We start from the raw sequence: 21,237 nt of genomic DNA, 5'->3' as shown, positions 1-21,237 counted from the left end.
TGCCATGCGCTGTGTAATTAACGTACAGGTTCAATACATACCGGTGAAGGAACCTCCAATACATATCCCGTTCGGGTCAGCCGTCCATCATCCTCATGGATAGTAAAGGATACAATGTTGTTTCCCTCCTGATTCGCCACTAGCAAATAACCAGACAAGATGTTGAAGTTACGCGGCGTACTGCCGAAACTCTCGACCCATTCAATCGTCTTCAGCTTACCATTGTCTACATCGACATGGTAGAGTACGATGCTGTCATGTCCTCGATTGGATACATACAGAAAACGTCCACAGGGTGTAATCCGAATATCCGCTGCTGTATTTTCTACATCGATAATGCCTTCTGGCAGTGTGGACAGACTTTGCAGCAAGGTAAGCTTACCATTACGTTCGTTATAACCAAACACAGCGACGGTATTATTCAATTCATTGGCGACAAAGGCATATCGACCCGAGGGATGAAAAACCAGATGACGTGGGCCGGAACCAGGTGGCAAATCTGTCTCACGGTGGGTTACCAATTTCCCATCCTCTGTCAAACGATAACCTATAATCTGATCCAGCCCCAGATCACATACCATAGCATACTGTCCTGAAGGATCAGGAATAATCGAGTGTGGATGTGGCGCATCCTGGCGGTCCTGGCGAATCCCTGACCCCGTATGCTGAACCTGCCCCGACATGTCTCCCAACCCTCCAGCAACTGTTGCAGGGAATACAACGGCATTGCCCCCAGAATAGTTAGAAGCCAGCACATATCGTCCATCTGTTGTTACGGATACATAGCAAGTATGTGCTCCCTCCGTTCCTTTTCGATCCAAAGGATGCAATTCCCCCGTCTGGGTGTTCACCTGATATGTGTACAGTTCGCCTTGGTCTGTTTCACTGGCAGCATACAACTTCGCCCCATTCGGATGCAGTGCCAGAAAAGAAGGTCTCTCGATTCCTTCCACACCTCCAACCATACGCAAATCACCATTGTCCGTATGCAAAGAGCCTATATAAATTCCTCTTTCTTCACGAGACGCATAAGTTCCTATATAAAACAACTGCTCATTCCGCTCTTCCATCCGATCTCAGCTCCTTTTAGCGTATTACTCACAAGTTATCCGACTTTTAAGTTCTACTTTTTATCTGGTTATAAACTTATCATGCATTATTACCCAAGATTCTGCCGTTTCATTAACAAGTGGCTATGTATGCAAAAAAATAGCCTCTTTCGCTGCAATCTGTGGTTCATAAGAACGTCACAGTTCACACCAAAAGAGACTATGTTTACAGAGAAAATAACATTAAACCGCTGTGGATTGCGTATCTCTACTTTTCCATTTTACAGCCAGCCCCAAACTAAGCATGAGAATGACCGCCCCAAAAATGTACGGCAAATTGATATGCACCTCAAACAATGTACCCGCAAGCGCAGGTCCCAGAATATTACCAATACTCATATAAGCATTGTTCATCCCGGCTGCAACTCCCTGCTCATCTCCTGCCATTTTGGATAAGGCCGTATTAATGGCTGGTCGCAGCAACGATGTAGCGGTAAAGAAGATAAGTGATACTCCGAGTACATAATAAAAGTTCCCTGAGAGCAGCATAAGCACAAGGGAAATCGCGGAAAACAGAAAAGAACCGATAATCACACCTTTTTCACCAAAACGGTTCAACATCGGACTAATGACCGCAGCTTGAATCACGGTCCCGACCAATGCACCTACCGTAATAATGATAGCAATATCACGTTCATTGTAATGAAACTTGCCTGTTACAAAGAACGGAAACATCGTTTCAAAATGCGTCAGGCCAAAAGTTAACGTGAATATCATAATCAGCAACATAAAGTACGGCTTGCGGAAAGACAGCGCAAACTGTTTAATCACATTGTCCCGTTTCACCTTAACATTTCGAAACTTCAACTGCTTCTCCAACGACAGGGTTTCGGGCAGTAAAATCAATGAAATCAGTGCCGCTAAACCGGATACCGCCGCCGAAACGTATAAGGGTGTACGAAGCGAGATATCTGCCAGCAAACCGCCTACACCAGGACCGATCACAAAACCAAGCGACATAGCGGCCCCCAACAGCCCCATTCCTCTGCCTCGGTTATGGACTGTTGTGATGTCGGCAATATAAGCCATCATTGGAGGGATCATAAATGCCGCTCCTGCACCCCCGAGCAAACGGGAAATATACAGCATCGTCAACGAGTGTCCAATCGCAAACAATACAGAAGACACCGTCATGATGACCAAACCGATAATAATCATTTTTTTACGTCCGTATTTATCGGACCATTCCCCAGCTAACGGCGAAAACATAAACTGGGTCAAGCCAAACACGGCAACCAGATAGCCTCCCGTTTCACCACTGCCTCCCAAGGAACCCATGAACTTGGGGAGGATCGGAATAATGAGTCCAATCCCCAGCATGGCAATAAACATATTAATCATCAAAATGACGAGCGGCCCCATTTTCAACTGTTGTGAATCCGACATGTTGCGTTTTGTCCTCCTCAGGTTCTTTATTTCGTATACGAATTTCTTATTTTGCAACTGTTTCAGCAAAACTCTTCATTATATTAATAGAGCGGGAGGCAAATAACAATCATAAAATACTTCCGATAACCCTGAATGTTACCTTTGACAAGGTAGCAAAAAGGGACAACCACTAAATCATGAGGTTGTCCCTCTTATAACGTTTCACCATCCTTTATTTTTGTACAATAGCGATCGCAATATCATAATCAAATTTCTGAATTTCTGCGGATGGAATATCAAAAGGGTTCACCGGCTTCAGCCGATTCGACTCGATCCAATATACCCCCTCTGTCGTATTACGCTCATAGCCATTACGATCCAACCAAGCAAATAGGTCATCATAGATCGTATTTAATCGTTCCCGATCTCCCTGAAAACGGGTCACCGCATACTCTCCTTCAGGCACCTCAATGCGTTCAAGACTATCCGGCACTTCATTCCACGAGAACACTTTAACACCCACCTTGACTGCCGTACTTCCATTCTCTTCAACAACTGTCCATTGGGGAGTTAACACATAGCCTATATCTGCGTCCAAACGACCTGAGTGGTTCTCTGGAACGTTCTGTTGCACTTGTTGCCACTGTCTGCGTACCTTATCACCCAATTCTGCAAAAGGGGCTTGCGCAGTCAGCGCTGCTACCTTGAAAGCCGATATCCGCTGAATAACTACATCGAGATTTGAACTCATACGGTTTCCTCCTCATCAAATGGATACTACCAAACTTCCTATATCCTTATGGTGAATCTTCGAATAGCTCCTGCAACAACTTTTCCTTGTTATTCAGAAATTGTTTGGTGATGATGTAATGATCGGTTTCCTCTAGCGTCCGTGTGTCAATCCCTTCATGTGTCAGATGATACAGGACCGAATCTGGATAAGACATCAAGATGGGCGAATGTGTAGAAATGATAAACTGCGATCCCTGCTGCACAAGCTCATGAATCCGTGCAAGCATGGCCATCTGGCGTAAGGGCGAGAGTGCTGCCTCTGGCTCATCCAAAATATACAATCCTTGTCCTCCAAACCGATGCACAAATGCAGCAAAAAAAGACTCGCCATGCGACTGCTCATGTAGCGACTTCCCCCCATACGAATCTCGAATGGGTCGCCCTCCTCCTTCTCGATCCAGCTCGTCGATATGAGTCGCCACATTATAGTAGCTCTCCGCCCGGAAAAAGAAGCCGTCTCTCGGCTTTTCGATCCCTCTCACCAGCCGGATATGCTCATGCAGCGCGGAATGCGTGGCTTGTGTAGAAAAGTTAAAATTTTTAGTGCCACCCTCCGGATTAAATCCCCACGCGACCGCGATTGCCTCCATAAGCGTCGATTTACCTACGCCGTTTTCTCCAACAATATAGGTAACGGAAGGATGGAATTTGAGTTCATTCCACTGTTGAAGAGCCTTTAAGTTAAAAGGGTATTGGCTCCTGTCAGCATCTGGAGGCCATAATAGCTCCAATCGACGTATAAAAAGATTACGATCCCATATACTCATGTCCAGTCAGCTCCAATGCCAAGCAATTTACTAGGTATTCCATCATTTTATTGGAATTATTTACAGCAATCAATCTGAACTCCCATTTCGTAACCCTTCTGTTGTTATTCAAGCTATTATTACAGGTATAATATAACGAAGCCTTTTATTTGGGCAGAAAATTTTTCGCGCATTATCAGTCTCAATCTTATCCTTTTTCAAGCAGGTGAATCTATGAAGTCAAATCACAAACCGATCCAATCCTTTAAAATCGTACAGTACATCATGACCATCTATAGGCAGCGATTAACGCGTATTTTGCTACCGCTGGCTGTACTGGCTTTTATTATATGGGAGGCTGGACGAGAGCTAAAAGACTTTAATCTGGCACGGATGCTTCATGAGCTGCGGCGAATGGATGCCGCATTTCTCATCGAAATTGGCTTATTCTCCCTGGTAGCCGTGGCAGCTATGAGTGCTTACGATTATGTAATCAGGCATCATTATAAGCTTCAGGTTAAGCCTGGAACGACATTCCGGTACGCCTGGATCTCCAATACCTTCAATAATGTCTTCGGCTTCGCCGGCTTTACAGGAGCTGGACTGCGCACTGTGCTGTATAAAAAGAGCGGTGTGCCATTGGGTGTTATCACCTCGGCGGTCGTATTTCTTTCGCCTGTCGTTATTACCGGACTATCTTTGCTGGCTTGGGGTGCTATTGTCCATCTGTATCCAGTGCAGCCTGTGCTGGATGCTCACCCATGGCTTCATTGGGCACTGTGGGGTATGGCACTATACCTGCCTCTATTTCTGATCATGCAGCGCTCCAAAAAGTATGCCACCTGGTTCAACAAGGGAGAAGGACAGCTCTCCTGGTTCACCATCTCTGCCTCCATTGGCGCCTCTCTACTGGAATGGCTTCTGGCTGGTCTTACCTTTGCATGGATTGGCTCGCACTTGCTCCATGAGCTGCCGCTCCATGCTGTGTTCGGTATCTATGTGATAGCCGCAATTGCAGGGTTAATCAGTCTTGCACCCGGAGGCGTCGGCGCATTCGATATTATCGCCCTGCTTGGGCTGCAAATGGCAGGAGCCAACTCGGACCGGGCGCTGGCTGTGCTGCTGGTCTTTCGCGTCTTTTATTTCATCATTCCGTGGCTCATCGGCCTGGTATTAGCCGCGCTGGAAATGATCCCACGTAACGAGCGCCTGAGCCAGCTCGCTGAGACAGGCTGGGATTACTCCCTGAATGCCTGGCAGAAGGTATGGGGCTGGCCTGGTCAATTTCGGTTTTTAGCCGATCTGGGGGTGTGGGCGCTTGGGAAGCTGGTACTCATCTCCGGCGTGGTGCTTCTGTTATCGGCCGCCACGCCTGGTCTACTGTATCGGCTCCGTTTCGCTGAACATTTGCTCACTCTACCCGTTATGCGCTTATCGCATGAAATCTCGGTTATCATCGGAATTATGCTTGTCGTTTTGTCCCACGGAATTTCTCTGCGTATTCGCAGAGCATTGCGGCTAACATTGATACTGCTGCTGACAGGAGCCATTTTCACCTTCACGAAAGGTCTGGATTTTGAAGAAGCCTTATTTTTGCTGTTCGTGGCATTAATGCTGTGGATTTCGCGTTCACGATTTTATCGGGTCAGTGCGCCGCTGAATCGGCACAACATTTTAATATGGGGCGGATTATCTCTACTCGTAACGGGTGCTTATTTTATAATCGGGGCAGGCTCCAATACTCCATTTATGCGTCATTTGCATGCCAAGGTCCACCTGGACTTTTTTATGAACCGCAGCGATTACGGAGTTACAGCCGTATTTAGTTTGATTTTGGCATGGGTATTCTTGACGGTGTATTTCTTTCTTCGTCCTCAACGTAGCATCAGCAATCTACCCGACGCACAGGAACTGGTTAAGCTAAAAGAATTTTTGGAACGACAGGGTGGTAATCTCGTTTCTCATATGCTTTTTCTCGGCGATAAATATCTGTATTGGACCAAGGACGAACAGGTAGTTCTCCCCTATGCTCGCAGTCGGGACAAACTGATTGTATTAGGTGACCCCCTCGGTCCAAAAGAACGTGTGAGTGAAGCCATTCAGGAATTCCAACGGTTCGCGGATCGCTATGCTTTGACGGCTGTATTTTATCAAGCATCCCCGGAATATTTGTCCATCTATCACGAGAACGGCTATCGCTTTTTTAAATTGGGCGAGGAAGCGCTCGTGCCGCTGGAGTCCTTTACACTAACGGGCAAAAGCAATCAGGCGCTGCGAAGCGCCAAAAATCGCTTTGACCGCGAAGGCTATTCATTCGAAATGATCCAGCCTCCTCTAGAGGCGTCATTGATTGAGGAGATGCGTCATATTTCGGATATTTGGCTGGACGGGCGCAAGGAGAAGGGATATTCACTCGGCTGGTTCAAAGAACCTTACCTTCAGTTGGCTCCAATTGCATTGCTGAAAGACTCTGAAGGGAAGGTTATTGCTTTCGCCACGATGGCCCCTGCCTATGATCATGGGCAGACGGTCTCTATCGATCTGATGCGTCACCTGCCTGACACACCCAATGGAACGATGGATTACTTATTCACACGGGTCATTGAGTGGGCCAAGGAGAGTGGATATACGACATTTAATCTGGGCATGGCACCGCTGTCCCAGGTAGGACAAAGCGAAAAGGCACTGCGCGAGGAAAAGCTGGCTCGACTTGTTTTTCAATACGGGGGACATTTTTACGGCTTCCAGGGGCTCCGACGCTTCAAGGATAAGTTCAAGCCGCAGTGGGAGCCGCGCTATCTAGCCTATCCAGCTTCTGTTTTTCTACCGATCCTGACGCTGGAACTGGTGTATCTCGTGTCCAAACGCTCAGACTAAACGAGGTACGAAATAAAAGGATTTTGACAGTTCAAAACGACGTAAAAAAGGGTGTTCCTCGCCACAATGGTTGCAGGAACACCCTTTTATATTCACTATTCGTCTTAGAAGCTGCCTTTTACAACAACGTCAGACAGTGGGAAACGTCCTGATGGACGTGCTGGTACTTGTGCTTTACCTACACTAATAAGCATGGTTGGCAGGTAACGTGCCGGAATATTGAATTGCTCGATCAATTGTGCTGGAATAAATCCACCCATTGCGCAAGTATCGTAGCCCAAAGATTTAGCAGCCAGCATAATGTTTTGTGCTGCAAGAGCAGAGTTCAGAATCGCTGCATCGCGAGCTACCTGCGGGTTTTGGTACGCGCCATTGATTTGTCCTACCAATGCGTCACGGATTTCCGCTGGCAATGCTCCTGCTTCTACCGCTTGATCATAAATGACAGCATTACGGTTCGCTTCCAGATCACCCAGTACGGCAATCGTAACAGAGCTCTCTGCTACTTGACCTTGGTTGTAGGCGATAGGCAACAATTTTTGTTTGTCTGCTTCGCTTTCGATAACGAGGAATTTCCAATGTTGAAGGTTCCATGCGGAAGGAGCTTCTACCGCGGCAGTCAAGATTGCTTCCAGATCTTCCTCTGGCATTTTAAAATCCTTTACATAGCTTTTTACCGCGTGTCTTTCACTAATAACAGATAAGGTTTCATTTTTCCGGCTGCTCGACATTCTGGGCACACTCCTAATTTCTTAATATATATCTTGAATCTTCATTAACTTCCCAAACTACTGCAATTATAAAAATGATAGTGAATGATGTCAATATGTTTAAGTATGACCCCGCACTCAAAATACAGTACAATACGGATAAAGACATGCATATCGGCAAATGCCTGCCGATGGGACAAGACACGATGAGTTCATACTGTTCTCATTTGAATTTAAAAAGGAGCGTTACTATGATCGGATCGTTTAAAAAAACGGATATTGCTTTATTTGCCGCCTGGGTAGTAGCTTGTGTGGCGACATTGGGCAGTCTGTATCTCAGCGAGATCTTGGGATATGAACCTTGTAAACTGTGCTGGTTTCAGCGTATTCTGATGTATCCCCTGACCCTTCTACTCGGAATCGCATATTTCCGAGGTGACACAAAAATACGGATTTACGTTATGCCGTTAGCTATCATTGGAGGTGCGATTTCGGCCTATCATTTTGTCATTCAGCGTATCCATGCAGCCGCCAAAGCAGCCACGCAAACTTCGACGGCTTGCGGTAGAGTATCCTGTGAACAGGATTATCTGAACTGGCTGGATTTCATCACCATTCCTTTGCTCGCACTCATTGCTTTTATCCTTATTATTGTAGCGATGGGTTATATCATACGTCAGGAGAAAAAATCAGCTACGGGAGAGGTACAAGCAACAGAACTCGCATAAGATGAAAGAGACCCGATTATAGGGCCGGTTACCACCAAGAGGCGTATAATCCGCTTGCCGGAGGAAAGACTGTAACTAAATATATCCATTGCATATGTGCTATAATGTAAAAGGTTTGCAGTCTGTCCAATAACGCTTATATTCCTTATAGAGGGGGCCAGTCCATGTTTCATATCAGCACCCCATTGCTGCAATATGGCGCAACTTTCGGTATGATCTTAATCGCTATATCGGCTATTTTCATCCGTATGAAGACAGGTCATCGCCCGATTAATGCCAAAAAAATCATCATTCCTCCGCTCGGCATGAGCACCGGTTTTATGATGTTTGTGGTACCGGAAGTACGGGTTCCCTGGCTTTGGGCGCTGGGCGCTTTTCTGGTCGGCTGGTTTATTTTTTCCTACCCGTTGATCCGCAGCACTAAATTTGAGTTGCAAGAAGGGCTGGTTTTCGTGCAACGCTCACGCACCTTCTTTTTTATCCTGATCAGCCTACTGATCGTCCGATTGCTGCTGCATGAATTTATTCAGCATTACATTACCATTCCGCAAACAGCAGGGCTATTTTTCATCCTAGCCTTCGGGACCTTGTTACACTGGCGGCTTCGTATGTATTTTCAATATCGTCAGTTCGTTCCGGACGAGACGGAAGTCCGCATCTGACCAACGGATATTTAACGTGCACACTCGCATGTTGCTGTATAGACCAAAAAGACACGTTCTCCCCACAGGAACCGTGTCTTTTTGGTCTTTTTAGTCTATCGGGGGCTGTCGGTTCTCTCTTTATACATTTGATTGTTTTCTCCTGAATGATTAATATAATGGACGATGTTATGATCCTGCCGTATTAAAATTAGAGATGAGGATTACGATGAATAAAGCAAAGATTCTTATTACTGAAAATAATGCTCCGATTACCGACTGGCTTTCGTACGGACCACCGGATGCATTACTACCGTCTTCGGAGCCGGATACAAATTTTAAAAAATGGGTGGTTAAGCATGATACGTAAAATCAGCATCAAATTTCTGATCGGTTTTTTTCTGATTTTTTCGCTTTCTTTTGTCGTGCTTAATCAGACAGTCAAGGAATTTATCCAGACAAGCAATCAGAATCTGGTTACCTCCGAACTCGTCGGACTGAAAAATAATAGCAATGTGTATGTACGCCAGGCTTTCCTGATTAACCATTTCAGCAGCAATGAGCTGTATTTTGGAGAAATCGCCAGGGAGATAGCCACTAATCTGAACCATACTACGGACAGCAGTATTGGCGTGTATACGGTGGAAGGCAAATTGCTTTATGCCCCAGACAGCTCCATATTTCAGCAGCAAATGCAAAGCGATCTGCAGCAAGCGATTGACGGCAATACAGCGTACAGCATTACTTATGATCGTAATAAGACGACTGTTCTTTTCTCCTATCCGGTTGTTATAGACGGTTCAAAGGTGGGCATACTGCGTTTTTACAAAGATTTCAGCTCACTTTACGAACAAACTGGACAGATTCGACAGATTACCCTCTATATTGCCCTAGCGATTTTTGCGGCAGCCTTTCTGTTTTCCTATATTCTTTCCAGGCATATTACCATCCCGCTGACCAGACTGACGCAGGCCTCCACCGAGGTAAAAAACGGAAATCTGGATATCCGCCTACATTTTAAACGCAGGGATGAAATTGGCCGACTGGCTGAGAATTTTAACGATATGATTGGTCAAATTAGCAGACAAATTCATATTATTGAGAAGGATCGGGACCATTTAAAGCAGCTTCACCAGCAGGAAAAGCGCTTTTTTGACAATATTACTCACGAACTGAAAACGCCGTTAACCTCCATTTTGGGATATGCGGAGCTGATCAGGCTTAACGGTGAGAAAGACCGTGCTTTTTTTGATAAAGGAATGAATCATATTATCGAGGAGAGCAGGCGCCTGCATGCGATGGTGCTAAAACTACTGGAAGTTTCACGCAAAAATATCATGCTTCAAGAGCTTGAACGGGTGGATATTGGGCTGATCCTGCAGGATGTGTGTGAATCAATGATGATCCGCTCTCAGCGCTATAAAAAAACCATTGAATATGAGATTAATGAGGAATTGATCATGTTGGCCGATCGGGACAGAATCAGACAGATGTTCATCAATTTGATAGATAATGCGATTAAATACAGTTTACCTTTTTCGGCAGTATCGGTAAAAGCGGTGCGGGCAGAAGAAAAGATTCGCTTGATCTTCAGCAATCCAAGCGATCCAATTGAAGCAGAACATCTGTCACGCCTATTACAGCCGTTTTATCCGGCTCATTCCGACAGCGCCGAAGAAGGCAGTGTAGGATTGGGACTCAGCATTGTGAAATCTATCGTTGAAGAACTTGCGGGTTCCATCTTAATTACAAATGAGCATAATGAAACTATCGTTACGGTAGAATTTAAAGCGCTGGAAACCACGGGGAATGGAGAATGAATAATGGGCAATAAATATAAATATGTTGTAATGTCGCTGGTCGTATCTCTCGTGATATTACTGCTGTCAGGATGCGGTTCAGAACCAAAAACAGAGACTGTCGTCATCGCCGACAGCAATGAAGTTTCCAGTACCGATCAAAGCTCTCGTCCGTTTCAGGTCCAAAAAATATATCGGCTTCCGGATCGTTTTGCAAATCGGGGCCAGCTGCTGGGCTGGTCGTCTGGAGATGCCATCATCGCATCGTTCGGGGCCATGACCATACTGAAGCGAGGCACGCTGGAACGTTTAACTTATCCGTATGAGCAAAGCAAGGTCATATCCGAAATCGACAAGGTAACTTCCAATACAATACTTTCTCCCGATGGGAAATATATTTGCGAAGTTTCCCCTTCTTCCTCGGAGACAACCTTAAAGCTTATTTCCTTGCAGGATGGCAAGGAGAAGGAAATAGACAGGATCAGCACCAGGAACGAATCTTATGTACAATATGTTTCCTGGTCGTCCAACAGTTCGTATATCAGCTACCTGGTAGAAAACCTGGTTGATCATGGAGCTGATAGCCTATACATCTACGATGTTGGGTCTCAAACTTCCAGCAAATATCAGTTAAAAGGGATCCTAAAGGAAGACACACTTTTGAGTGTTAACCTTGCAAATGATGGCCGCAGCGTACTGCTACAGTTATTTGGTGCAAAACAAGGTCAGAAAAAGGTACTAACCCTGGGAAAGGTCTCGGGAAAGAATATTGAATTTCAATACGAGCGTCAGATTGGTGGAGATTCAGTAGCCTGGATGAATAACGACCAGTTTGTGTTTCTCGGAACAGATAATTCATTGTACGAATATGATCAGCGAAACGGCGAACTCTCTGTCATTTTGGAAAAAGTGCTTGATTTTGAATTTTCGCCTGACAGGAAAAATATCGCATACACCGTGTATGATCAAAATGTCACTTACGTAGCCAAGGTGCAGGGAAGAAATATACTGTACAACGAACCGGTGTATCGCGGAATTGTGCCAACGCATATGTATTGGAATCCGAACAATAAAAGTGTACTACTTCAAGGACAAAAACAGTTGGATTCCTCGCAGACTGCGCCAACGGATTCTCCTAGTAAGGAGTCATTGATCATTGAGTTGAAATAGCGATTAGGATTTCTATATTTGTGGATGTCAAAAACCTTACTTCGGTTGTTCAGCCGGAATAAGGTTTTTCTTTTTGCAACCTTTGTGACAATTTGTTTACATGTTGATCAAACTTTCGCGACATCTTTTTTCTATAGTAAATGAAGCAAGATCATTAGCCTATAAGGACAAGGAATGGACCATAGTGAATGAAAATCCGAATCTGCACCTAAATCAACCCATAAAACGTTATATGACCGGTCTGGATGGGCTAAGGGCCATCTCCGTGCTTGCTGTTATTGCTTATCATCTTCATCTTAGATGGGCAGAGGGTGGGCTGCTAGGGGTGGAGATTTTCTTCGTCCTATCAGGGTATCTGATTACGGACCAGATCCTTTATGAATGGAGGACGCGTAGCGGTTTTTCCATTGTGAAATTCTGGATCAGACGAATGCGCAGACTACTACCAGCAATGATCTTTATGCTGACTGCAGTGGCATTGTGGCTTTTAATTACTGATTTCTCCAGACTGCAGGCATTAGGAGGCCATTTTGTATCCTCGCTTTTTTACGTAAACAACTGGTATCTCATTTTTCATCATGTTTCATATTTTGAGAGCTTTGGTCCGGCTTCTCCAATTGGGCACCTCTGGTCACTTTCCATTGAGGAACAGTTTTACGTCATCTGGCCGCTTGTTCTACTGATTGGTCTGTGCCTTGCACCGCGACGAGGCAGACTGATGTTATACATTCTGGGTTGCGCCTTCGTATCCGCCATAGCCATGGCCGTTATATACGAACCCGGAACAGACCCGAGCAGGGTGTATTACGGGACGGACACGCGGGCGTCTGCTATTTTGATCGGAGCGGCTCTGGCGGTTGTCTGGCCCAGTTGGAGACTGAGCAACAATGTATCTTCTTCATCCCGCACTATGCTGGATATGACTGGCGTGCTGGGCATTGTAATGCTGTTTATCCTGATTGCTCAGACCAACGAGTATGATGATTCGCTGTATCGCGGCGGTTTTCTTTATTTATCACTCATTACTGCGGTTGTTATCGCTGTACTGGTTCATCCAGCCAACCGACTGGAACGATTACTCGGCTGCCGGCCTCTAAGCTGGATCGGTAAGCGATCTTACAGTCTGTATATATGGCATTATCCAATCATTATTTTATCAAGTCCCGTGGTAAATACCGATGATACCAGCTATATGCGCATGGCTCTGCAGGTAACGGCCAGTTTCATAATGGCGGGTCTTTCCTACAGATACATCGAAGAGCCCATCCGCCGTGGAACCTTTTGGACTGGCCTGCAATCACTCCGCAGGTCAGGCGCTGGCAGCCAGCTAGGCCTTGTCGTCATTGTTATCGCCATCATTCTCGTCCTGGCATCATGGAAGACGGATTCACCAGCTCCAGATCCTGTACCTCATGCACCAGCAGCCGTAAGCCGGGACCCCGTCCAGACAGAACAACTGCAATGCAGCTGTTCCGATGAAAATCATCCCTCTGAAAATACAAGCCACTCCGCAGAAGGAGCGGGGATCACTGCGATCGGAGATTCCGTTATTCTGGATGCCGCCCCGTTTCTGGAAAAGCAGCTCCCCGGTATGATCATTGATGGCAAGGTGGGACGTCAAATGTCACAGGCAGGTGATGTGCTTGATGGCCTGCGGGAACAGGGTAAACTTGGCCATAAAATCATTATTGAACTCGGCACCAACGGCGTTTTTAACCAGAGTCAACTGAAGTCCTTGCTGGCTTCACTGCAGGACTCCCAGCAAATTTATCTGATAACAACTAGAGTACCAAGAGGTTGGCAGAATACCGTAAATGACAATCTGCGTGAAATTGCTGGTGAATTTCAAAATGTCCAGCTTATCGACTGGTATTCAGCCAGCGAAAACCGGGACGATCTATTTTATGGTGATGGTGTCCACCTGAAACCAGAAGGCGCTCAGTATTATGCCTCGTTGTTAATTGATGCTATCAAACAAGATAAAACCTACTAGCATGTTAAAGGAAAGGATGAACTAGCTATGAACAAAAAAAATGGATGGATGGTAAGCGGATTATGGGGATTTATGATTATCCTTATCTTTTTAGGTGCCATAGTTCTCCATATGCACGCAAAGCAAAATTCAGATGATCACGAATCCCGCAGCAAGGACTCTTCTCTATACAATCTTGATAAGATGCTGACTGCTGCACAAAAGCGTGCGGCTTCTAGCACCAGCGGGGAACAAGCTCAATCATCTGCTTCCTTAAACGGCGAGGGCGTCACGATGATTGGAGATTCGGTTACGGTCGGAATTGAGCCTTATTTAAAAGAGCAGCTTCCGAAGATGACGGTTGACGGTAAGGTTGGCCGGCAGATGTCTCAAGCTGTAAAAGTCATTAATGAATTGGCCGCCCAAGGCAAACTGGGAGACCAGGTCATTATCGAACTCGGCACCAATGGTCCGTTTAGCAAAAACCAACTGCACGACGTACTGCAATCTCTTTCCGGAGCCAAACAGGTAATCTTGGTCACCACCCGGGTTCCGAAAGGATGGCAAAACACGGTGAATGACACGATTGCACAGGTCGCCGATGAGTTTAGCAACGTCAATGTGGTGGACTGGTATTCGGCCAGTGTAGGCAAAGACGAATACTTTTATAAAGATGGTGTCCATTTAAAACCAGATGGTAGCCGATATTACACTTCACTCCTCGTAGCAGCCTTGCAAAAATCTTAATACAGAAAGGGGCCTGCGCGTCTACAAATCTGGAAAGGAAGAATGACATGACACAGAGGAAAAAGAGGATATTGATTGTAACGTTGTTACTTGGGGTCGCTGCTGTAAGCTTTATCTTTTATTATTTCTTTTCCATTTACAAAGGGTTAGAAGGACTTAGTAAAACCCCGGAAAACTCCCCATTTGTTAAAGTGAGCACTGATAAAGTCGAAGCACTAAAAGCACCGGAATGGGAGGGAACCGAACCTGTAAATATTTTGCTGATGGGCGTGGATACTCGCGAGAACAACAAGGGCAGTGTACCCCGATCCGATAGCATGATGGTCGTTTCGTTGAATCCTACCGATAAGCGTATTCATGTGTTTTCGATTCTTCGAGACACTTATACGGATATTCCTGGGCACGGCAAAAATCGAATTAATACCGCTGTTACGCATGGACCCGATACGGCGATGAAAGCAGTCAGCGAATTGCTGGGGGTGCCAGTTCATTTTTATGTATACACGGATTTCCAGGGGTTTATTAAACTCGTAGATGCTGTAGGCGGACTCAATTTTTATGTCGAGAAGGATATGTACTATGAAAGCAAGGCCGATCTGCATGAGTATGATATTAATTTAAAACAGGGACAGCAGCATTTCGACGGCAAAACGGCGCTTCAATATGTCCGTTTTCGTCATGATGCTATGTCCGATTATTCCAGAACAAAAAGACAACGGCAATTTATTACGGCATTAGCCGAGAAGGTAAAAACAACGACTTCCATTATGAAATTCCCTTCTATTCTTGAGGAAATCAGTCCGTATATCGATACCAATTTGTCAGTCTCTGATATGTGGAATTTGGCTTCAGTAGGGTACCAAAGTACATTAAACGGAAATGAACAAATACCGCCAATGAAGCTATTAAAAGAAACTTATGTGGGCAAGGCGGCTGTTCTGGATGTAAAAAGTCGAACGGATTTGAAGCAATTTGTGCAAAGTATCATAAATTCCGACTCCTCAAATTCGATTACAGACAATTCTTCGGGGCAGGAGCAGAAAACAGATTTTGAATAGGGTTAGACAATATATTAGATCGTATTTGCCGGACAATAGTCTGTTAAATGCTCTTTGTGAATAAAGAAGAGCATAACATGATCTTCCGGTTATCTATAGGGGGAAAAAGAATGGGTACAAAACAGATCGTAAGGTTCTGCTTGGCATTAACTATATCCGCCGCCATGCTTCTGGAGATCACTGCTCCGCACATGGCTATGGCTGATGCTGCGCAACGTGCAAAAAGCACGTTGTTGAACGATAAGAGTGAACCAACAAAAATAATTTCAACGCAGGTTAAAAATACCCCGACACTAAAATTGGATAGCCATGTGGCATCCATGACGAAGAAAAGAACCATTAAGGCTAGATTTAAGCTTCCGAAGGGTACCGATATGAAGAAAATAAGCTGGACCTATGGTGGTAAGCCATTATCGGAATGGAAATCGTACAAGAATCGCGGTTATAATGGCGCCCCCTTTATCACCGTTACTCAGGTCAAAGCCGAACACGCAGAAGTCACTGCCAGTATCAATTTCGGTCTTACCTATGGTACGGAGAATCTTGCCGAGCCGAGTCTGCAGCGTCCACTGTACGCATCATTGATGGGAACCTATGAACTGGCTGCAGTAGTCAACGGCAAAACCGTTGCCCAAGCACCTATTAAGTTGGTCCCGTACGACAGCTTCCGTACCTATGATGAGCTGAAGCCGGAGATTGATGCGATTACGGCACAGGCAGCTCAAAAAAACGACAGATACATTAAAACGTTGTCGATCGGCAAATCCGTTGAAGGCCGCGATATTTTTATGACTATGGTTGCCAAAGATCAAGCAACGATTGACAAATATCAGAATGTAACTCACCCTGCCATGCTGAATGATCCTGCAAAGCTGGAGAACGATATTCAATCCGGTGCATTCGGAGATTATCAAGTGCCCATCTGGATCAACAATATTCATCCGAATGAAGCGCCAGGCTTTGATGCGATTATCAATTATTTTAAGACTATGGCACTCGATAAAAATGTTACGTACAAGACCACCTTGTCCAATGGAAAATCGAGTACGGTAACTCTCAATATGGATGATGCGCTTGAACATGTGTTTTTCCTGTTCCTGTATACAGAAAATCCAGATGGAAGGGTTCATACCGAACGTTATAATGCTGAATATTTTGACTTAAATCGGGATAATTCATATCAAACCCAGCCTGAAACACGCAGTATCACAGAGCAAATCGCCAAGTGGTCGCCGATTTCTTTCTTAGATCTGCATGGGTTTGATAAGAATTTTCTGATCGAGCCTACCACACCGCCTCACGATCCGAATATTGAGTACGATCTACTTATGGATAACATGGTAGAACAGGCCAAAGCGATGGGTGAAGCAGGTATAGCAAACACGAAGTATGATTACTACCATATTCCTTATGAAGAACATCGTAAAACAGTTGAAAATCCTAAATATGTTTCCAAGGGGACTTCTTCAGGATGGGACGATGCGTCTCCAGCCTATACAGCTGTCTTCGCCATGCACCATGGTGCAATGGGACATACGCTGGAAACACCTGAATCGAATGAAGAGTCGACCAAAGCATTGTATTATAGTGTCGCTGCAGCAACTGATTTTGTTATGCAAAAGAAAGAAAAGTTATTTTTGAACCAGCTAAAAGTATATGAACGTGGAATCAATAATATCGATGATCGATCCGTAGATCGGTATCTAGTCAATGCAAAAAATCAAGTCATTGGTCGCCCCCGTCACGGTAATGAGAATTTTTTTCCTGAGTATTACGTTTTGCCGATCGATAAAAGTCTTCAAAAAAATCCGCTGGAAGCCTATCGGATGATTGAGTATCTTATCCGCAATGGAGTAACGGTTGAACGCTCGACAGAGGCTGTAAGTACTGCTGGCAAGACCTACCCCGCGGGTTCATTTATCATAAATATGCATCAGGCTAAACACGGCATTGCAAACATGGTTTTATATGACGGTATTAACGTCTCAGATTATGCTTCCGTAGCTGGCGAGATTGTGCAGGACTTTCCCGTCATGCGAGGATTTGAACGTGATGTGATTAGAGAAGCCGGCGTGTTTGCGGGCAAAACGACTCCGGTGACTTCCGTATCGATTCCGGCCACATCATTGCCGAATGATTCTGCCTATGTTTTAATCCGCAACACCAATAACGATGCCATCAAAACGGTCAATGAATTACTTAAATCCGGCAAAGTGGTTACGATGCTATCCAAAAGCGGAACAGGATATGAAGCGGGTGACTTTGCAGTGGCCTATGATGATCTGCATCCGCTGGTGTCAAAATACTATCTTGATGTCACGGCATTCGGCAATAACAAACCCGTTGGCAAAGTTCTTAAACCTTCTACGGTAGCCGCTCTCGGCGAACCAGCTTATGTGCTCAAAAATCTCGGCTTTAAAGTGACCGATGATCAGCAGCTTGCCGATGTGCTCGTGAATACATTCGATTCCGACAAACTTGTTGAGAAAGGAAAGCCATACATTGCTTATGGGAATATGGGGATGGGTAACGTGAAAAACTGGATTCCTCAATTTGCGTTTGCTGGACCGACATGGGAAAGATACGAAGGGGTCTTCCTGGCGAATGTCCAACAGGATCATGTGATTACAGCCCCATACGATAACGAAGAATATTTCTACACCGTTACAGGTTCTTACATTACGAAGCTACCTAAAGCCGCAAAATTTCTTGCAACCATTAGCAATAAAGAAAACTTCTTCAAAGCAGGTTGGTGGCCAGGTCACGATGCTGCAAGAGGAAAGATCATGGCCTTCACCTATATGGAAAACAAAAAGAATATCACAGTTTTCTCCAACGATCTAACCAATGGCGCTCATCCGCAGCATCAATTCCGACTACTGGCCAATTCGATTTTCAATGCCGTTCCCAGCAAACCCTGAATGATTTTGCAAACAACCTTATTCCGGTGATCAGCCGTGAGTAAGGTTGTCTTTGTGATAAGGGTTATTGTCCTCTGTGACATTTTGTTTACAACTTGATCAAATTTTAGCGACATCTGAAGGCTATATTTGGATTAGAACGTGAAATGAATCCTGTTCACAACAGGGATTTATGGAATGTATGAATTCAATATTTTAGGGAGGAATGTAATTTGCTAAGTAGCATCAAACTGACAAGCAGATCTGTCAGAAAATATGAGGGGGACACAAAGATTGAAGATCCGGTTGCTAATAACATGGATAATAAAGCAGTGGACACATCAGGGACCACCTCATCTCACGACAGTACAGAAACTGATAATCTCCCCCAAAGCTCTGTGACAGAGCCACGGAGAAAGACACACAGCATCAAAGGACGTCTCGTTGCGCTTGATGCTGCGCGCGGACTGGCCGTGCTGGGAATGTATTTGCAGCATTTCGGATCAAATCCAAGCGTTTCTGCAATTGTTTCCGGAAATACCACCCTATTATTTGTGTTGTGCGGCGGTATCTCCTATTCTATTATGGGACAGCGTATGATGGATCGGGGAGCAGAGGCGACCGCTTTTCGTGCACGAATGCTGGCCCGTGCGGTGTTTGTTGATATTATTGGTTATTTGCTTATTATGCTGAACACTTCATACGGCATCATTTTGCCTGCCTATGCAGCTATGTTTGTGTTGGCCCTCATGTTATTTCGTCGTTCGACCCGCACCATTGTTACAACAGCAATAGTTTTGCTCGTAACGGTCCCGCCGCTAATGATTCTTGGATCAAGCATTTTCTCAAAAGCTTATCTTCTTGGTGATATCGCGGGAGGTCCGATGTCTGCCCTCGCCTTGACTCCTGCATTTGTTGCTGGTATGGCCATTGGCCGCGTTGACCTCACCAGATTACGTACAGCCCTCTCACTCGCAGGCAGCGGTATCGTTATGCTTGTTATTGGCAAAGTAATGGCCGCTTTTGTGCTTCCGAATTGGAATCTTCACTTTGAACAATGGCTGATAAGTGTGCAAGGAGCTGCTCCTGTACAGCCGGATGAATACGCAATTTGGCCTCTTAATACGGAATCACCGATGTGGCAGCTCCTTTTGGGAACGGCTCCGCACACCGCTTCGACATTCCAGACGATGATAGGATTAGGAATTTCATTTCTGGTAATGGGAGTCACGTGCCTCGTATCCAAAAAAAACTTCCGCTGTATTAATGCCTTTCGCAGCAGTCGGACGTGTCGCCCTGACCATGTATGCCTTTCAGTTTGTAGTGGTGTGGATTCTTGATCTGACAAAGATTGGGCACAGTCTGGATGGAATTCCGTTCGGCAACGTAATGATCGCAGTTGCAACACTACTACTGGGATTATTGATTGCTCAGCGTCCTGTTGGTCCGCTTGAAGGATTGATGCGCCGCTTTGACCGATTGTTCAGCTCTACCCAACTAGTCTCACAAACAGTAAAGTAGATGAACTTCTTGATACTCTATATAACGGACTGATCAAAAAAGATACCAGATAAAAAGTTCGCTATCTGTATAAAAAGCCTACAGAAGGTGTCTAGATTAACTAGGGTAATAAGATGATCATTGAACAGAGTTATAAGGAAAGACTAATTCCTTGCTATTTTCCCCCGGATTATCCGGGGGACTTATCCCCCGCCGTTTTAGCAACACCCAGTATCGAAACTGGGATTCCTTTGACTGTTCACCAAATTATGCTTGTCCTGCTGATTTTTCTAAACTGCTATATAGTCTTTGTTTTCTTATCCATCCAATACGCTCCTATCGGACACTCCTGACTGCTCCAGATGCTGAACAAAGATATCGTACATTGGACTCATTTTATGACCCTTATTTTTCGCATAAGACCATGAAGCCACCTACTACACGTATGTATTATGAAAATTCACATTCTTTGCCGTCATTGAGCTACATAAAAATTCCAACCGGAATTACATTATTCCCAGCAGATATATTGTTAACGCCTAAAGAATGGGCGTGCGCAACCTAAATGTAACTCGCCGGACTTCAATCGCTCGCGGCGGGCATTTTACTGCCATAGAAGAGCCTGAGCTTTTAGCTCAGGACATTCGTGCCTTCTACAAACCTTTTAGAGCAAAAAATAAATATTAACCAAGGTCCGCCCCGTGCATTAACTGGATTAATAAGAAGAGCTATTATAAGCGGTCGTAATCTAACGGGAAACGATAGCTTAATAAATACAAAAAGAAGAGATGGCATAAGCCATCTCTTCTTTCATCTATATAAAGCGGGTGATGGGAATCGAACCCACGCTACCAGCTTGGAAGGCTGGAGTTCTACCATTGAACTACACCCGCAAAAAAAGTGGTCGGGATGACACGATTTGAACATGCGACCCCCTGGTCCCAAACCAGGTGCTCTACCAAGCTGAGCTACATCCCGAAATAGATGCCGGTGAGAGGACTCGAACCTCCACGGTTTCCCTCACGATTTTGAGTCGCGCGCGTCTGCCAATTCCGCCACACCGGCTTATGAAATTAATGGCGCGCCCTGAGAGATTCGAACTCCCGGCCTTTTGATTCGA

Annotated in this window: 15 protein-coding genes, 3 tRNA genes and 1 pseudogene; 11 read left to right on the top strand and 8 right to left on the bottom strand. The window is 45.2% G+C overall.

The genetic code is table 11. The features are described 5' to 3' along the window. Positions 1–17: 17 nt before the first annotated feature. From C400_RS0120740 to C400_RS0120725, 4 genes are all read right to left on the bottom strand, one after another. Positions 18–1,070 (bottom strand): lactonase family protein, encoded by a 1,053-nt coding sequence (locus tag C400_RS0120740; protein WP_017428078.1) that lies wholly within the window; start codon positions 1,068–1,070, stop codon positions 18–20. Between the two features lie 222 nt (positions 1,071–1,292). Next, positions 1,293–2,495 (bottom strand): MFS transporter, encoded by a 1,203-nt coding sequence (locus C400_RS0120735; protein WP_017428077.1) that lies wholly within the window; start codon positions 2,493–2,495, stop codon positions 1,293–1,295. A 214-nt stretch (positions 2,496–2,709) separates the two neighbouring features. Further along, complete coding sequence (locus C400_RS0120730; RefSeq protein ID WP_017428076.1) at positions 2,710–3,228, bottom strand: GyrI-like domain-containing protein; 519 nt, start codon at positions 3,226–3,228, stop codon at positions 2,710–2,712. A 46-nt stretch (positions 3,229–3,274) separates the two neighbouring features. Further along, the gene (locus C400_RS0120725; RefSeq protein ID WP_017428075.1) at positions 3,275–4,036 is read right to left on the bottom strand and encodes an AAA family ATPase; all 762 of its coding nucleotides are present in this window, start codon (positions 4,034–4,036) and stop codon (positions 3,275–3,277) included. A gap of 213 nt (positions 4,037–4,249) precedes the next feature. On the opposite strand from C400_RS0120725, the gene mprF reads away from it, so the two are divergent. Next, a complete protein-coding gene (gene mprF, locus C400_RS0120720) occupies positions 4,250–6,892 on the top strand; it encodes a bifunctional lysylphosphatidylglycerol flippase/synthetase MprF (RefSeq protein WP_017428074.1) in 2,643 nt (880 codons plus the stop codon). Between the two features lie 104 nt (positions 6,893–6,996). Here mprF and C400_RS0120715 read toward each other — a convergent pair whose 3' ends face one another. After that, complete coding sequence (locus C400_RS0120715; protein WP_013369121.1) at positions 6,997–7,623, bottom strand: nitroreductase family protein; 627 nt, start codon at positions 7,621–7,623, stop codon at positions 6,997–6,999. Between the two features lie 230 nt (positions 7,624–7,853). Between C400_RS0120715 and C400_RS0120710 the strand changes: the two genes are divergently transcribed. From C400_RS0120710 to C400_RS0120665, 10 genes and pseudogenes are all read left to right on the top strand, one after another. Next, complete coding sequence (locus C400_RS0120710; protein ID WP_017428073.1) at positions 7,854–8,330, top strand: disulfide oxidoreductase; 477 nt, start codon at positions 7,854–7,856, stop codon at positions 8,328–8,330. A 164-nt stretch (positions 8,331–8,494) separates the two neighbouring features. After that, complete coding sequence (locus tag C400_RS0120705) at positions 8,495–8,992, top strand: CcdC family protein (RefSeq protein ID WP_016819434.1); 498 nt, start codon at positions 8,495–8,497, stop codon at positions 8,990–8,992. A 208-nt stretch (positions 8,993–9,200) separates the two neighbouring features. Continuing rightward, the gene (locus C400_RS28125; RefSeq protein WP_017428072.1) at positions 9,201–9,341 is read left to right on the top strand and encodes a hypothetical protein; all 141 of its coding nucleotides are present in this window, start codon (positions 9,201–9,203) and stop codon (positions 9,339–9,341) included. Then, positions 9,331–10,791: a sensor histidine kinase gene (locus C400_RS0120695; protein ID WP_017428071.1), complete on the top strand. Its 1,461-nt coding sequence runs from the start codon at positions 9,331–9,333 to the stop codon at positions 10,789–10,791. Before C400_RS28125 ends, C400_RS0120695 begins: the two co-directional genes overlap by 11 nt. A gap of 3 nt (positions 10,792–10,794) precedes the next feature. Further along, on the top strand, positions 10,795–11,940 hold the full coding sequence (locus C400_RS0120690) for a hypothetical protein (RefSeq protein WP_017428070.1): 1,146 nt from the start codon (positions 10,795–10,797) through the stop codon (positions 11,938–11,940). Positions 11,941–12,124: 184 nt separating this feature from the next. Next, positions 12,125–13,933, top strand: coding sequence for an acyltransferase family protein (locus C400_RS0120685; protein ID WP_017428069.1), 1,809 nt, complete (start codon positions 12,125–12,127; stop codon positions 13,931–13,933). 27 nt (positions 13,934–13,960) lie between these two features. Then, a complete protein-coding gene (locus C400_RS0120680) occupies positions 13,961–14,659 on the top strand; it encodes an SGNH/GDSL hydrolase family protein (RefSeq protein WP_017428068.1) in 699 nt (232 codons plus the stop codon). 47 nt (positions 14,660–14,706) lie between these two features. Next, positions 14,707–15,717, top strand: coding sequence for an LCP family protein (locus C400_RS0120675; RefSeq protein ID WP_017428067.1), 1,011 nt, complete (start codon positions 14,707–14,709; stop codon positions 15,715–15,717). A gap of 110 nt (positions 15,718–15,827) precedes the next feature. Then, positions 15,828–18,638: a M14 family metallopeptidase gene (locus tag C400_RS0120670; protein WP_017428066.1), complete on the top strand. Its 2,811-nt coding sequence runs from the start codon at positions 15,828–15,830 to the stop codon at positions 18,636–18,638. A 212-nt stretch (positions 18,639–18,850) separates the two neighbouring features. Then, positions 18,851–20,138: pseudogene (locus C400_RS0120665) on the top strand (DUF418 domain-containing protein). A gap of 801 nt (positions 20,139–20,939) precedes the next feature. Here C400_RS0120665 and C400_RS0120660 read toward each other — a convergent pair. The 3 genes from C400_RS0120660 to C400_RS0120650 form a co-directional block, all read right to left on the bottom strand. Then, positions 20,940–21,010 (bottom strand) — tRNA-Gly (locus tag C400_RS0120660). A gap of 8 nt (positions 21,011–21,018) precedes the next feature. Next, positions 21,019–21,095 (bottom strand) — tRNA-Pro (locus C400_RS0120655). Between the two features lie 7 nt (positions 21,096–21,102). Further along, positions 21,103–21,182 (bottom strand) — tRNA-Leu (locus C400_RS0120650). Between the last annotated feature and the right edge of the window lie 55 nt (positions 21,183–21,237).

Origin of the sequence: Paenibacillus sp. ICGEB2008, from assembly GCF_000307675.1 — a bacterium.
GTDB lineage: Bacteria > Bacillota > Bacilli > Paenibacillales > Paenibacillaceae > Paenibacillus > Paenibacillus polymyxa.
This window is presented reverse-complemented; position numbering and strand designations above follow the sequence as displayed.